Consider the following 12,754-nt stretch of genomic DNA (forward strand, 5'->3'; position numbering starts at 1 on the left):
TTGCGGTGGGTGGTGAAGCGGGAGGCCATGCTGGGGCACAATCGCGGACGACTTCTGTCCTCGATTCCTCATGCGTCATACCGCCCATCGACTGCTGCGCCTGATCTCGCTCCTGCAGGCCCGCCGGCACTGGTCCGGCGCCGAGCTGGCCGAGCGCATGGGCGTGGACCGGCGCAGCATCCGCCGCGACATCGAACGCCTGCGCGAGCTCGGTTACCCGGTGCAGGCCTCGGCCGGGGTCGGTGGTGGCTACCGGCTCGGCACCGGCGCCCCGGTGCTGCCGATGCTGCTGGACGAGGAGGAGGCGACCACCCTGGCCATTGCCCTGCGGGCCGCCTCGGCCACCCTGTCGGGCATCGACGAGACCGCCCGCGGCCTGCTGTCCAAGCTCGACCCGCTGGTGCCGACCCGGCGCCGGCAGCAGGCCGGCGAGGTGCATGCGGCCACCGCCACCCTGTCCGACCTGCCGGCCACCGATGCGCGCCTGCTCGGCCGCCTGGCCCAGCACTGCCGGCAGGCCGCACGGCTGTCCTTTGAATACCGCAGCGCGCAGGACGTGCTGACCCAGCGCCAGGTCGAGGCCCAGCACCTGGTCAACTACGGCCGTCGCTGGTACCTGCTGGCCTGGGATCTGGTCCGCGAGGGCTGGCGCACCCTGCGCGTGGACCGGATGGGCGCGGTGCAGCTGCAGCCCGGGCCCGGCCTGCACCGGCGCACCCCGGCGCCGCCCGACGTGATGGTGCGGCAGGCCGTGAGCCAGGCGCCTTTCACCCTGCAGGCCACCCTGCGCCTGGCCGGCAGCCTGGCCGAGCTGGAGGGTCGCATTCCGCCCTGGTGCGGGGTGCTGGAGCCCGAGGGCCCCGATCACTGCCTGCTGCGCATGGGCGCCGAGAGCCGCGGCATGGTGCTGGCCCAGATCCTCAGCCTGGACCGGCTGCCGCTGGCCCTGTGGACCTCGCCGCCGGAACTGCGCGACGAACTGGCCCAGCGCCTGGCCGGGCTGGGCCAGCTGCTGGCTGTGCCGGCGGTCACGGACTGAGCCGGGCGGCTTGGCAAGGCCCGGCGAAGCTGGGACACTCGCCGCCATGAAGGGGATACTGGGGACAACGGCGATCATCATCGCTGCGCTGACCGCTGCGCCGGCCAGCGCCGGCACCCTGTTCAAGTGCCAGGGTGCCGACGGCGTCACCAGCTATGTCAGCAAGCGCGTGCCCGGCGCGCGCTGCAGCAGCATCAGCTACAGCCGCGATACCCGCCTTCCCGCCACCCCGCGCGACGTTCCGGCCGCGGCGCCGGTGCAGACCGCCAGCACCACTCCGGCCGCCACCCAGGTGGCCAGCGCCGAGCGCAACCCGGTGGCCGTGGCCGCCAGTGCCGCCAGCCCGGCCGTCGCCGCCACCCCTGCAGCCAAGCCGGCGACCACGCCGCGCGGCGGCCGCATGGTCAGCGGGCAGGTCTATTCGTACATGCAGGATGGCGTGCGCCACTACACCAGTGCGCGCCCGACCCAGGTCGCCAATCTCGGTCCGGTACGCACCATCCGCTACAGCTTCATGGAGCGCTGCTACGCCTGCGGGGTCAACCCGCGCGTGGACTTCGGCAGCGTGCGCCTCAACACCACCTCGTTCCAGACCGAGATCGCCTCGGCAGCACGTGAGTTCGGCGTGGAAGAAGCGATCGTGCGCGCGATCATCCATGCCGAGTCGGCTTACAACCCGACCGCGCTCAGCCGCGCCGGTGCGCAGGGCCTGATGCAGCTGATGCCGCCGACCGCCGCACGCTTCGGGGTCAGCGATTCCTACGACGCCAGCCAGAACATCCGTGGCGGCGTGCAGTATCTTGCGTGGTTGTTGAAGCGCTTCAATGGCGATCTGACCCTGGCCGCCGCGGGCTACAACGCCGGCGAAGGCGCGGTCGACCGCCACGGTGGCGTACCGCCGTACAGTGAAACCCAGTACTACGTGCGCCGCGTCGGCCAGCTGGCCGATCGCTACCGCACCGCATTGACCAAGCAGTAGCGCCAGGCCATGCCTGGCGAGCGAAGCGGCAAGCAGGTAGGTGCCGACCGTTGGTCGGCACGCATTCGATGGTAGGTGCCGACTGTTAGTCGGCACACATTCGAAAGAGTTGTTGCAATGCGTTGTGTGGCGCGCGACGGTTCCGCTACACTCGCCCATGATTCAATGCGGCTCTGGCCCCCACCGGATCCGCTGGCAGCCTTAAAGCTACCTAATCAATATCGGAGTGCCGGATGGCCAACGATGGGGTACACGATCCAGTCAACACCGGACGTCGGCGTTTTCTTTCTGCCACCACAGCCGTGGTGGGCGCCGTCGGCGTCGGATTCACCGCAGTTCCTTTCATCAAATCCTGGAACCCCAGTGCCCGCGCCAAGCTTGCCGGCGCACCGGTGGTGGCCGACATCAGCGCCCTGCAGGAAGGCCAACGCCTGATCGTGGAATGGCGTGGCCAGCCGATCTGGATCGTCAAACGGTCCAAGGCGATCCTCGACGCGCTGCATGGGCTGGATGGCCGTCTCAAGGACCCAGAGTCCGGCGAGAAGGACCAGCAGCCGGACTACGTGCTCAAGCAGAACCCCGAGCTGCGTTCGATCAAGCCGGATGTCTCCGTGCTGGTCGGGCTGTGCACGCACCTGGGCTGTTCGCCTGAAATGGTGGCCGAGATCCGGCCCGAGCCGTACGACCCGCAGTGGAAGGGCGGCTACTTCTGCCCCTGCCACAAGTCGCGCTTCGACATGTCCGGCCGCGTCTTCAAGGACGTGCCGGCGCCGATCAACCTGAAGGTGCCCGCGCACCATTACCAGGACGACAACACCATCATCATCGGTGTCGATCCGCAGGGGGCAGCCTGATGGCCAATATCCTCGCCCGTACCGCCAGCGGCGTGGCCGACTGGGTCAACGCACGCGCGCCCGGCCTGATGCCGGTCTACCGCAAGCACGTCAGCGAGTACTACGCACCGAAGAACTTCAACCTCTGGTACTACTTCGGCTCGCTGGCGCTGCTGGTGCTGGTCAACCAGATCGTCACCGGCATCTTCCTGACGATGCACTACAAGACCAACGCCGCCGAGGCGTTCGGTTCCATCGAATACATCATGCGGGACGTGGAGTGGGGCTGGCTGATCCGCTACATGCACTCCACCGGGGCCTCGCTGTTCTTCATCGTGGTCTACCTGCACATGTTCCGCGGCCTGATGTACGGCAGTTACCAGAAGCCGCGCGAGCTGGTGTGGATCCTTGGCATGCTGATCTACCTGGTGCTGATGGCCGAAGCCTTCATGGGCTACGTGCTGCCGTGGGGCCAGATGTCGTTCTGGGGCGCGAAGGTCATCATTTCGCTGTTCGGCGCGATACCGGTCATCGGCAACGGCCTGACCGAATGGATCATGGGCGACTACCTGCCCAGTGATGCCACGCTCAACCGCTTCTTCGCCCTGCACGTCATCGCCCTGCCGCTGGTGCTGCTGCTGCTGGTGGTGCTGCACCTGGGCGCGCTGCATGAAGTGGGTTCCAACAACCCCGACGGTGTCGAGATCAAAAAGGGGCCCAAGGGCAACCGCTGGTCGCCGAACGCGCCGGCCGATGGCATTCCGTTCCATCCGTACTACACGCTCAAGGATGGCGTCGGCGCCGGCTTCCTGCTGATCATCGCCGCCTTCATCATCTTCTTCGCACCGGCCTTCGGTGGCCTGTTCCTGGAGCACGACAACTTCACCGAGGCCAACCGCCTGGTGACGCCCGAGCACATCAAGCCGGTCTGGTACTACACGCCCTACTACGCGATGTTGCGCGTGGTGCCCAACAAGCTGGGCGGCGTGCTGGTGATGTTCTCGGCCATCGCGATCCTGTTCCTGGTGCCGTGGCTGGACCGTGCGAAGGTCAAGTCCTACCGCTATCGCGGCGTGCTTTCGAAGGTGCTGCTGGGCGTGTTCGCCGTGTGCTTCGTGTGGCTGGGCGTGATCGGTTCCGGCCCCGGTACCGATGCGCATGAAACCTACGTCGGGCGGGTGCTGACCTTCCTGTACTTCGCGTTCTTCATCACCATGCCGGTATGGACAAGGTTGGACAGGACCAAACCGGTACCGGAGAGGGTGACCACCCATGACTGATCGCTGGATGGTCCGGCTGGCCCTGACGGCCACCCTGATGCTGGGCAGTTTCCTGGCCTCCGCCGCCGAAGGTGGCACCAAGCTGCTGCAGGCCGGCAACGACCTCGGTGACCGCGCATCGCTGCAGCGCGGTGCGCAGCTGTACATGAACTACTGTTCCGGCTGCCATGCGCTGAAGTACCTGCGCTATTCGCGCATGGCGCAGGACCTGGGCCTGAGCGAGGAAGAGGTGATGGCCAACCTCAACTTCACCGGCTCGACGATCGGCGACCCGATCCCGGTGGCGATGCCCAAGGAACAGGCGGAGAAGTGGTTCGGCAAGATGCCGCCGGACCTCAGCCTGATCTCGCGGGTGCGCGGCAGCGACTGGGTCTACACCTACCTCAAGTCGTTCTACCTGGACAGCAGCCGGCCGCTGGGCTGGAACAACGCCCTGTTCGCCAACGCATCCATGCCCAATCCGCTGTGGGAGATGCAGGGCCTGCAGCACGCGGTGCATGGCAAGGCCGAGGCGCCGGGCATGGATCCGCCGGTCACCGGGCTGCGCCTGGAAACGCCGGGCAACGTCGATGCCGGGCAGTACGACCAGGCCGTGCGGGACATCACCAACTTCCTTGAGTACGCCGGTGAACCGGCCGCCTTGAAGCGCCAGCAGCTGGGCGTGTGGGTGATCCTGTTCCTGGCCCTGCTGACCTTCCTGCTGTACCTGCTGAAGAAGGAATACTGGAAGGACGTGCACTGATTCTGCTGCCGGCACGACGCAAAGCCTATTGGCTTTTGTGATGCTCGGTTGCACACTCGGGGAGGAGTCGACCGCCAGCACGGTGCTGGCGGCGCCGATGCGGCAGGCGGTCTCCTGTCGTGGGAGAGCCTTTGATGGCGGCGAGCGTACGCATGCGCAATACACTGACGCTGTTTTCCTCGAACGATGATGTCCTGTGCCACCGGGTCCGCCTGGTCCTGGCGGCCAAAGGGGTCAGCTATGACTCCGTTGCTGTCGATCCGCAGAACCCGCCTGAAGATCTGATCGACCTCAATCCCTACCACTCGGTGCCGACCCTGGTCGAGCGCGAGCTGGTGCTGTACGCCGCCTCGGTGGTCAGCGAGTACCTCGACGAGCGCTATCCGCATCCGCCGCTGATGCCGGTCGATCCGCTCTCGCGTGCGCGCATCCGCCTGGCCATGCTGCGCATCGAGCACGACTGGGTGCCGCAGGTGCAGGCCATCCAGCTGGGCAACAAGACCCAGGCCGAAGCCGGTCGTAAGCGCCTGAAGGAACTGCTGACCGCCTCGCTGCCGCTGTTCAAGGCCAGCAAGTTCTTCCTCAACCCGGAAATGAGCCTGGCCGACTGTGCGATGGCTCCGATCATCTGGCGGCTGCAGTCGCTGGACGTGCCGCTGCCCAAGGATGGCAAGGCCATCGAGGACTACGGCAACCGCATCTTCCGCCACCCCGGTTTCGTCCGCAGCCTGACCGACCAGGAAAAGAAGCTGCGCGACCTGCCGGGCTGATCCCGGCGGGCGCATTCCGTCTGCATGCCCACCGGCGTGCAGGCGATCCGCCCCGGCAGGGGCGTCGGGCGCGTACACTTCACGCATGACCGACGACTTCTTCCACATGACCAGCCACCGCCCGTACCTGCTGCGGGCGCTGGTGGAATGGATCAACGACAACCAGCTGACCCCGCACATCCTGGTCGATGCCGGCGTTCCGGGCGTCCAGGTGCCGCCTTCGGCGGTGAAGGATGGCCGCGTGGTGCTCAACATCGCCGAGCGCGCGGTGGTGCAGCTGATGATCAACAACGAGATGGTGAGCTTCTCGGCCCGCTTCTCCGGTACCAGCTATCCGGTGCAGGTGCCGATCAGTGCGGTGCTGGCCGTGTACGCGCGCGAGACCGGGCAGGGCATGGCGCTGCCGGACGATATTCCGGGTACCGAACCGGCACCGACCAGCGACGAGCTGCTGCACGAAGGCGAGACCCCGTCGGATGACACGCCGCCGGACGACCGCCCGCCGACCACGCCGCCGCCGAAGGGCCGCCCGACGCTGCGCGTTGTGAAGTAACGGTAGGTGCCGACAAGCAACGGTAGGTGCCGACCGTTGGTCGGCACTCCATAAAGCAACGGTGGGTGCCGACCGTTGGTCGGCACGCTTCTGCCCGGCGCTACCGGGTTCAGACGTCCTCTGCGTCTTCCACATCCGCGCGGATCTGGCTGATCCGCGCCGCACCCGGGCCGGTGAACGAGACCAGCTGGTCGCCGCGCAGCACCATGCGGCCGACGTGGCGATCGATGCCGTCGTAGGAATACTCGAACTTGAAGGTGCGCTCGAAGCCGAGCCGCCCATCCTCGCCGCGCGACAGGCGCATGCCGGTGGCGTGCACTGCCTGGTCCAGCCACTGCACGTCGGCGGCGCGGCAGGCATTGCGGCCAAGTTCGATGGCACGTTCGGCGGCGGAACGCGCGGCGTTCCAGAAGAAGTAGACGATGCCGCCGGCAATCAGCAGCAACAACAGGGTAGGCATGGCGTCACGCGTGCAGGGTCGATCCCGCAAAGATGGCGGCGAACGCGCAGCGGATCAAGCCACCCCGCTCATTGTCCGTTCGTGGCTGGCGTGACCGGCGGCGGTGCCACCCTCGATGCCGGAGCCGTCAGCTGCAGGAGTGCCGCCCAGTCCTGACGGTTGAAGCTGCATTCGTCCTCGCGGCCGGGCGTGCAGCTGGGGTCGATGCCGGTGCTGCTGCGATCGCGCGCGGGCGGCAGCTGGATGAGGCCCGTGCGGTCCAGCTGCAGCAGGCGCATGGCCACGGTGTTCATCACGTTGCCGCCCACCAGGTACAGGGTCTGGTCGCCGCCGAGGTTGGCCGCCACCACGACTTCGCAATGCGATTTCCAGTGACCGACCGAGCCGTTGCCCAGCGCCTTCACCAGCCCGCTGTAGCTCAGCGTGCTGCTGCGGTCGCGCAGGAAGCACAGCAGGTCGCCCGGTGCCGGCTTGGCCGTGGCCGGATCCACCAGCCGGTACGGCACCCCGGAAGGCCCCGCTTGGTAGGCGGCGCGGATGTAGTCGATATGCCGCGGCGAAGTGGTGAAGCCCGGCACGCCGGCGCGGGTCATCACCCAGGAAATGAACGCGGCCGACCACGGGTTGTCGACCAGGAAGGCGCGGCAGTCGCTGTCGGTGTAGCGCGTGCCCAGCGGCGCCAGGCAGCTGCTGGCGCCGGGAATGCTGCCCATCGCGTTGAGCGTGCCGCTGTCGCGCCAGTAGCTGGCCACGCGCTGCCAGGCGATCAGGCCGTTGTCGGCCAGGTTCTCGTTCTCCGCTTCGGTGACGCTGAGGCTGGCCGCGCGCCCCTCGCGGTCGATGAAGGGGCGGTACCAGAGCCGATGTTCATTGCAGGCAGCATTGCGGATGGAGATCGCCAGCGGACTGAGGCCGAAGCGGGGTGGCACGTCGCAGGCTTCGGCGGCGGCGGCTGACAGCGGCGCGGCGGCCAGCAGCAGGCAGGCAGGCAACAGCATCCGGCGCATGCGCGGCTCCTGTGGGGGATGGCCGCAGCGTCGCAGAGGCAGGCGTAGCCGAATCGTGAAGGACTCGGAACCGGTAGCGCCGGGCCATGCCCGGCGAGCGAAGCGGCAGCTCGAGGGGCAGCCGAGCGTGGGCTCGGCTTTACAGGATCCACCCTCAACCCGGCGGCGGCCCCAGCTTCAGCGACAGGTCGATCGCCTGCACGTGCTTGGTCAGGCCGCCGATGGAAATGCAGTCCACGCCGTCCTCGGCAATCGCGCGCAATCCCTCCAGGCCGACACTGCCGGAGACTTCCAGTGGAATGCGCCCAGCGGTGATGCGCACGGCCTCGCGGCGCAGCGCGGCATCGAAGTCGTCCAGCAGGATGCGCTCGCAGCCGGCATCCAGTGCCTGCTGCAGCTGCTCCAGGTCTTCCACCTCCACCACCAGCGGCAACGACGGCCACTGCTGGCGCGCGGCAGCCACGGCGGCTGGCAGCGAGCCGGCGGCGCGGATGTGGTTTTCCTTCAGCATCACCGTGTCGTACAGGCCGAAGCGGTGGTTGTCACCGCCGCCGCAGCGCACCGCGTACTTCTGCGCGAGGCGCAGGCCGGGCAGGGTCTTGCGGGTATCGAGGATGCGCGTGCCGGTGCCGGCCACGGCGGCCACGTAGCGGGCGGTGGTGGTGGCGGTGCCGGACAGGGTCTGCAGGAAATTCAGCGAGGTGCGCTCGGCGCTGACCAGGCTGCGGCTGCGCCCGTGCAGCAGGGCCAGCACAGTGCCGGCGGCGACGCGGTCGCCCTCGGCCACGCGCCATTCGATGCGCACGTCCGGGTCGAGCGCCCGATGGGTGGCGTCGAACCAGGGGCGGCCTGCGATCACCGCATCATCCTGCTTGCACAGCAGGTAGGCGCTGTCGGCCTGGTCGGGCAGCAGGGCGGCGGTGACGTCACCGCTGCCCAGGTCCTCGGCCAACGCGCGGGCGACATCGGCCGCGACGTGGGCCGCATCCGGCGTCGGCAGGGCGGTCATGCGGCGGGGAAGTCGGCGATCTGCGCGGTCGGGATGGCCTCTTCGGCCAGCAGCACCGGAATGCCGTCGTCGACCCGGAACACCTGCTTGCGGTCGCGGGTGACCAGCGCTTCGCGCAGCGGCTGGGCCAGCGGGTTGCCGTCGGCCTTGTTGACCGAGCCGGCGGAAATAGCCTTGTTGAGGGCTTCCAGGCCCTTGCCATCCAGCAGGGACAGGGGCTGGCGGGTGTCCGGCGACACCAGCAGGTCAAGCAGCTTGCGATCCATGGTTCTTCGTCTTGCGTGGAAGACGGCTAGAATACGTCTTTAAGGCAGGTGACGGCCAATGACCCCCAACCCGATCGCGCCGCTTGTCGGCATCGTCATGGGTTCCCGCTCCGACTGGGAAACCATGCAGCACGCCGCCCAGAAGCTTGAAGCCCTGGGTGTTCCGTTCGAAGTGAAGGTGGTCTCCGCCCACCGCACCCCGGACGTATTGTTCAGCTACGCAGAAGAAGCGGGCCCGCGCGGCCTGCGCGCGATCATCGCCGGTGCCGGCGGGGCCGCGCACCTGCCGGGCATGATCGCCGCCAAGACCGCCGTGCCGGTGCTGGGCGTGCCGGTGCAGTCCAAGGCCCTCAACGGCATGGATTCGCTGCTGTCGATCGTGCAGATGCCGGCCGGCATTCCGGTCGCCACCTTCGCCATCGGCAATGCGGGCGCGTCCAACGCGGCGCTGTTCGCCGCGGCGATGCTGGCCAGCGACCAGCCGGCCATCGGTCAGGCGCTGGAGGCCTTCCGCACCCGCCAGACCGAAGATGTCATGGCCCACGACGATCCGCGCCAATGAGCCTGACCGTCGGCATCCTGGGCGGCGGACAGCTCGCCCGCATGATGGTCCTGGCCGGTGCGCCGCTGGGGCTGCGCTTCGAGCTGTACGACCCGGCGGTCGACGCCTGCAGCGGCCCGCTGGCGCCGCTCACCGTGGCGGCGTTCGATGATCGCAAGGCCCTGGCCGAGTTTGCCGCCAAGGTCGACGTGGTCACCTTCGATTTCGAGAACGTGCCGGCCGACAGTGCGCAGTGGCTGGCCGACCAGGTGCCGGTCTACCCGCCGCCGTCGGCGCTGGCCGTCGCGCAGGATCGGCTGAGCGAGAAGACCCTGTTCCAGCAGCTGGGCATTCCGCTGCCGGCCTTCGCCGATATCCGCAGCCGTGACGAGCTGGCCGCGAAGGCCGCCGAGTTCGGCCTGCCGTGCATCCTCAAGACCCGCCGCCTGGGTTATGACGGCAAGGGCCAGTTCCGCCTGCGCAGCGAGGCGGACATCGACGCCGCATGGGACGCCCTCGGCGCCCAGGTCGAGCGCACCGGCCTGATCCTGGAGGGCTTCGTCGCCTTCCAGCGCGAAGTCAGCGTGGTCGCCGTGCGCGGCCGTGATGGAAGCTTCCAGGCGTGGCCGGTCACCGGCAACTGGCATGTCGATGGCGTGCTGTCGGCCAGCGTGGCCCCGGCCGTGCTGTCCGATGCCGAGCATGAGGCGGCGATTGGTTATGCGCGCCGCGTGGCCGAGCACCTGGGCTACGTGGGTGTGTTCGCGCTGGAGCTGTTCTGCCGCGATGGCGAGCTGCTGGCCAACGAGATGGCACCGCGCGTGCACAACTCCGGCCACTGGACCATCGAAGGCAGCGAGACCTCGCAGTTCGAGAACCACCTGCGCGCCGTGCTGGGCCTGCCGCTGGGCAGCACCCGCATGCTCGGCCATGCCTGCATGCTGAACTGGCTGGGCGCGATGCCCGATCCGGCGCCGGTGCTGGGCCAGGCCAGTGGCCATTGGCATGACTATGGCAAGCAGCCGCGCGACGGCCGCAAGGTCGGCCATGCCACGCTGCGTGATGATGATGCCGAAGCACTGGCCGATGCGGTGCTGCAGGTCGGCCTGGAGCTGGACCGCCAGGACCAGGTGGCGCCAGCGGTGCACGCGCTGCGCAACCGCTGAATCGGCTGAATCGGGTAGTGCCGGCCGCTGGCCGGCAAGGGCCGCGCGATGTCGGTAGCGCCGGGCCATGCCCGGCGGCACGCCATCCCGGCAGTGCCCGCCGCTGGCCGGCAGGCGCCTCAGCGCAGCTGGCTCTCGGCGAATTCCCAGTTGACCAGCTGCCAGAACCCTTCCAGATAGCGCGCACGCTCATTCTGGTAGTCGGTGTAATACGCGTGTTCCCACACATCGCAGCACAGCAGCGGGGTGCTCTCGCCGGTCAGCGGCGTGCCTGCGTTGCGGGTCGCCTGGATGCCGAGCTGGCCGCCGGGGTGCTGCACCAGCCAGACCCAGCCCGAGCCGAACAGCCCCAGCGCGGCGCGGTTGAATTCCTCGCGCAGGCGCTGGCCATCGCCGAACTGGCGCTTGATGAGCTCACCCAGCCGGCCCTGCGGCTCGCCACCGCCACGCGGGCGCAGGCACTGCCAGTAGAAGCCGTGGTTCCAGGCCTGGGCGGCCGCATCGAACAGCGTGCCCTGGGCCTGGCGGACGATCTCTTCCAGCGGCGCTTCTTCCCATTCGGTGCCGACGATGGCGGCATTGACCGCATCCACGTAGGCGCGATGATGGCGGCCGTGATGCAGTTCCACGTTCTGCGCGGACAGGTGCGGCTGCAGGGAGCCGGAAAGGTAGGGCAGGGCAGGCAATTCGACGGGCATGGACAGGTTCGTGGCCAGGGGACGGCGGCAGCCGGTTCCATCGGCTTACAATGGCGGCTACCGTGGGCAGTCTAGCCGACCACTGCGGTCGGTTTGTCCGGCGAAGCAAGGAGTGAGGTGTGGCGGTAATGCAGCAAATCCAGGCCGAGGTGGATCGTTACCCGCTCGTGTTGTTCATGAAGGGCACCCCGCAATACCCGATGTGCGGCTTTTCCAGCCGTGCCGTGCAGGCGTTGATGGCCGCCGGTGCCGTCGCCCTGCGCACGGTCAACGTGCTGGAGGAACCGGAGATCCGCGCCAACCTGCCGCGCTTCTCCAACCTGCCGACGTTCCCGCAGCTGTTCATCAACGGGGAGTTGATCGGCGGCTGCGACATCGTCATGGAGCTGTTCGAAGCCGGCGAGCTCAAGCGCATCGTCGAAGAGGCCACCCAGGGATGAGTGCCTGGCCATCGACGTCGGCGAACGGTGCGGCGCTCGATGGCCGTCCCCTGCAGGATCGCGTGGTCCTCATCGCCGGTGCCGGTGGCGGGCTGGGCAGTGCTGCGGCCATCGCGGCCGCCGAAGCGGGGGCCACCGTGGTGCTGATGGGTCGCAAACCGCGGCGGCTGGACCGGGTCTACGCCCAGGTGCAGGCCGTGGGGCCCGAGCCCCTGCTGTATCCGCTGGACCTGGAAGGTGCCGGCCCCGATGACTATGCCGAACTGGCCCAGGCCCTGCAGCGTGAGCTGGGGCGGTTGGACGGCCTGCTGGTCTGCGCCGCGCATTTTCCCGGCCTGACCCCCTTCGAGCTGGCCGACCCGGCCAGTTTCGCCCGCGCCGTGCACGTCACCCTGACCGCCCCGGCGTGGCTGGCCCAGGCCTGCCTGCCGCTGCTCAAGCAGCGCGACGATGCGGCGATGGTGTTCGCTGTCGATGCCCCGGAAAGGGTGGGGCAGGCCTACTGGGGCGGCTATGGCGTGGCCCAGCACGGGCTGCGGGGGCTGATTGCCAGCCTGCACGATGAATTGGGCCGTACTACCGTCCGGGTCAGCGGCCTTTACCCTGGCCCATTGCGCACCGCACTGCGGGCGCGCGCCTATTCCGTTGACCAGGATCCGGCCGCCCAAGGCCCGGAGAAGGCCGCCGCTGCGGCCGTTGCGCTGCTTTCAGCCGCCGGCGCCCCGTGGCGCGGGCAGGTACTTGACGCCAGTCACACTACTGTCGCCAGTTAACTGGACGATAAGACGGAGTGAAGGTTCCGTCACGATCTCGTTGCGACCCGGTGCCGCTTGTCGCACAACCGTCACAATGATGGCGTAGCGTGTTAATCTAGTGTTAACCGTTGCGGCGGCTGCCGTTCACGGTAGGGAACCCCAGATAAATGTCCAGTCAGCCGCCCGCAAGGCTGGTTGGATGCGCTTTTTTTCCGC

16 protein-coding genes are annotated in these 12,754 nt (G+C 68.1%); 11 read left to right on the forward strand and 5 right to left on the reverse strand.

The features are described from left to right. Positions 1–70: 70 nt before the first annotated feature. The 7 genes from C1925_RS07745 to C1925_RS07775 all read left to right on the forward strand — a co-directional run bounded on the left by C1925_RS07745 (position 71) and on the right by C1925_RS07775 (position 6,196). A complete protein-coding gene (locus C1925_RS07745; RefSeq protein ID WP_108768383.1) occupies positions 71–1,039 on the forward strand; it encodes a WYL domain-containing protein in 969 nt (322 codons plus the stop codon). Between the two features lie 46 nt (positions 1,040–1,085). Beyond that, positions 1,086–2,018, forward strand: coding sequence for a lytic transglycosylase domain-containing protein (locus tag C1925_RS07750; RefSeq protein ID WP_108768384.1), 933 nt, complete (start codon positions 1,086–1,088; stop codon positions 2,016–2,018). Positions 2,019–2,251: 233 nt separating this feature from the next. Next, positions 2,252–2,872, forward strand: coding sequence for a ubiquinol-cytochrome c reductase iron-sulfur subunit (gene petA, locus C1925_RS07755; protein ID WP_108764653.1), 621 nt, complete (start codon positions 2,252–2,254; stop codon positions 2,870–2,872). Further along, positions 2,872–4,131 (forward strand): cytochrome bc complex cytochrome b subunit, encoded by a 1,260-nt coding sequence (locus tag C1925_RS07760; RefSeq protein WP_108768385.1) that lies wholly within the window; start codon positions 2,872–2,874, stop codon positions 4,129–4,131. Before petA ends, C1925_RS07760 begins: the two co-directional genes overlap by 1 nt. Further along, the gene (locus C1925_RS07765; protein WP_108768386.1) at positions 4,124–4,873 is read left to right on the forward strand and encodes a cytochrome c1; all 750 of its coding nucleotides are present in this window, start codon (positions 4,124–4,126) and stop codon (positions 4,871–4,873) included. The genes C1925_RS07760 and C1925_RS07765 overlap by 8 nt, the downstream gene beginning before the upstream one ends. Before the next feature lie 134 nt (positions 4,874–5,007). After that, positions 5,008–5,643 carry a glutathione S-transferase N-terminal domain-containing protein gene (locus C1925_RS07770; RefSeq protein WP_108768387.1) on the forward strand — a complete coding sequence of 212 codons (636 nt, stop codon included), beginning with the start codon at positions 5,008–5,010 and terminating at the stop codon, positions 5,641–5,643. An 85-nt stretch (positions 5,644–5,728) separates the two neighbouring features. Beyond that, positions 5,729–6,196: a ClpXP protease specificity-enhancing factor gene (locus C1925_RS07775; protein WP_108768388.1), complete on the forward strand. Its 468-nt coding sequence runs from the start codon at positions 5,729–5,731 to the stop codon at positions 6,194–6,196. Positions 6,197–6,305: 109 nt separating this feature from the next. Here the strand turns inward: C1925_RS07775 and C1925_RS07780 are convergent, their stop codons facing one another. The 4 genes from C1925_RS07780 to C1925_RS07795 all read right to left on the reverse strand — a co-directional run bounded on the left by C1925_RS07780 (position 6,306) and on the right by C1925_RS07795 (position 8,938). Beyond that, the gene (locus C1925_RS07780; RefSeq protein ID WP_108768389.1) at positions 6,306–6,656 is read right to left on the reverse strand and encodes a DUF3301 domain-containing protein; all 351 of its coding nucleotides are present in this window, start codon (positions 6,654–6,656) and stop codon (positions 6,306–6,308) included. A 68-nt stretch (positions 6,657–6,724) separates the two neighbouring features. Further along, positions 6,725–7,663, reverse strand: coding sequence for a DUF2272 domain-containing protein (locus C1925_RS07785; protein ID WP_108768390.1), 939 nt, complete (start codon positions 7,661–7,663; stop codon positions 6,725–6,727). A 154-nt stretch (positions 7,664–7,817) separates the two neighbouring features. Beyond that, positions 7,818–8,672: a carboxylating nicotinate-nucleotide diphosphorylase gene (gene nadC, locus C1925_RS07790; RefSeq protein ID WP_108768391.1), complete on the reverse strand. Its 855-nt coding sequence runs from the start codon at positions 8,670–8,672 to the stop codon at positions 7,818–7,820. Beyond that, positions 8,669–8,938 carry a Trm112 family protein gene (locus C1925_RS07795; protein WP_108746345.1) on the reverse strand — a complete coding sequence of 90 codons (270 nt, stop codon included), beginning with the start codon at positions 8,936–8,938 and terminating at the stop codon, positions 8,669–8,671. Before C1925_RS07795 ends, nadC begins: the two co-directional genes overlap by 4 nt. A 58-nt stretch (positions 8,939–8,996) precedes the next feature. On the opposite strand from C1925_RS07795, the gene purE reads away from it, so the two are divergent. After that, entirely contained in the window at positions 8,997–9,500 is a 504-nt protein-coding gene (purE, locus tag C1925_RS07800; protein ID WP_079221357.1) for a 5-(carboxyamino)imidazole ribonucleotide mutase, read from the forward strand. Beyond that, entirely contained in the window at positions 9,497–10,645 is a 1,149-nt protein-coding gene (locus C1925_RS07805; RefSeq protein WP_108768392.1) for a 5-(carboxyamino)imidazole ribonucleotide synthase, read from the forward strand. Before purE ends, C1925_RS07805 begins: the two co-directional genes overlap by 4 nt. A 119-nt stretch (positions 10,646–10,764) precedes the next feature. Here C1925_RS07805 and C1925_RS07810 read toward each other — a convergent pair whose 3' ends face one another. After that, positions 10,765–11,343 (reverse strand): Fe-Mn family superoxide dismutase, encoded by a 579-nt coding sequence (locus tag C1925_RS07810; RefSeq protein ID WP_108768393.1) that lies wholly within the window; start codon positions 11,341–11,343, stop codon positions 10,765–10,767. A 119-nt stretch (positions 11,344–11,462) separates the two neighbouring features. Here C1925_RS07810 and grxD point away from each other — a divergent pair, with 119 nt between their 5' ends. Together grxD and C1925_RS07820 are read left to right on the forward strand one after the other, a co-directional pair. Further along, positions 11,463–11,783 carry a Grx4 family monothiol glutaredoxin gene (grxD, locus tag C1925_RS07815; RefSeq protein WP_079221360.1) on the forward strand — a complete coding sequence of 107 codons (321 nt, stop codon included), beginning with the start codon at positions 11,463–11,465 and terminating at the stop codon, positions 11,781–11,783. Further along, positions 11,780–12,556: an SDR family NAD(P)-dependent oxidoreductase gene (locus tag C1925_RS07820; RefSeq protein ID WP_108768394.1), complete on the forward strand. Its 777-nt coding sequence runs from the start codon at positions 11,780–11,782 to the stop codon at positions 12,554–12,556. The genes grxD and C1925_RS07820 overlap by 4 nt, the downstream gene beginning before the upstream one ends. Positions 12,557–12,754: the final 198 nt, after the last annotated feature.

This window comes from Stenotrophomonas sp. SAU14A_NAIMI4_5 (assembly GCF_003086795.1).
Classification (GTDB): Bacteria; Pseudomonadota; Gammaproteobacteria; order Xanthomonadales; family Xanthomonadaceae; genus Stenotrophomonas.

Excerpts from the sequence above, each read along its gene's own strand:
- C1925_RS07745 (WP_108768383.1), top strand. The coding sequence starts at position 71 with ATGCGTCATACCGCCCATCGACTGCTGCGCCTGATCTCGCTCCTGCAG.
- C1925_RS07750 (WP_108768384.1), top strand. The coding sequence starts at position 1,086 with ATGAAGGGGATACTGGGGACAACGGCGATCATCATCGCTGCGCTGACC.
- petA (WP_108764653.1), top strand. The coding sequence starts at position 2,252 with ATGGCCAACGATGGGGTACACGATCCAGTCAACACCGGACGTCGGCGT.
- C1925_RS07760 (WP_108768385.1), top strand. The coding sequence starts at position 2,872 with ATGGCCAATATCCTCGCCCGTACCGCCAGCGGCGTGGCCGACTGGGTC.
- C1925_RS07765 (WP_108768386.1), top strand. The coding sequence starts at position 4,124 with ATGACTGATCGCTGGATGGTCCGGCTGGCCCTGACGGCCACCCTGATG.
- C1925_RS07770 (WP_108768387.1), top strand. The coding sequence starts at position 5,008 with ATGGCGGCGAGCGTACGCATGCGCAATACACTGACGCTGTTTTCCTCG.
- C1925_RS07775 (WP_108768388.1), top strand. The coding sequence starts at position 5,729 with ATGACCGACGACTTCTTCCACATGACCAGCCACCGCCCGTACCTGCTG.
- C1925_RS07780 (WP_108768389.1), bottom strand. The coding sequence starts at position 6,656 with ATGCCTACCCTGTTGTTGCTGCTGATTGCCGGCGGCATCGTCTACTTC.
- C1925_RS07785 (WP_108768390.1), bottom strand. The coding sequence starts at position 7,663 with ATGCGCCGGATGCTGTTGCCTGCCTGCCTGCTGCTGGCCGCCGCGCCG.
- nadC (WP_108768391.1), bottom strand. The coding sequence starts at position 8,672 with ATGACCGCCCTGCCGACGCCGGATGCGGCCCACGTCGCGGCCGATGTC.
- C1925_RS07795 (WP_108746345.1), bottom strand. The coding sequence starts at position 8,938 with ATGGATCGCAAGCTGCTTGACCTGCTGGTGTCGCCGGACACCCGCCAG.
- purE (WP_079221357.1), top strand. The coding sequence starts at position 8,997 with ATGACCCCCAACCCGATCGCGCCGCTTGTCGGCATCGTCATGGGTTCC.
- C1925_RS07805 (WP_108768392.1), top strand. The coding sequence starts at position 9,497 with ATGAGCCTGACCGTCGGCATCCTGGGCGGCGGACAGCTCGCCCGCATG.
- C1925_RS07810 (WP_108768393.1), bottom strand. The coding sequence starts at position 11,343 with ATGCCCGTCGAATTGCCTGCCCTGCCCTACCTTTCCGGCTCCCTGCAG.
- C1925_RS07820 (WP_108768394.1), top strand. The coding sequence starts at position 11,780 with ATGAGTGCCTGGCCATCGACGTCGGCGAACGGTGCGGCGCTCGATGGC.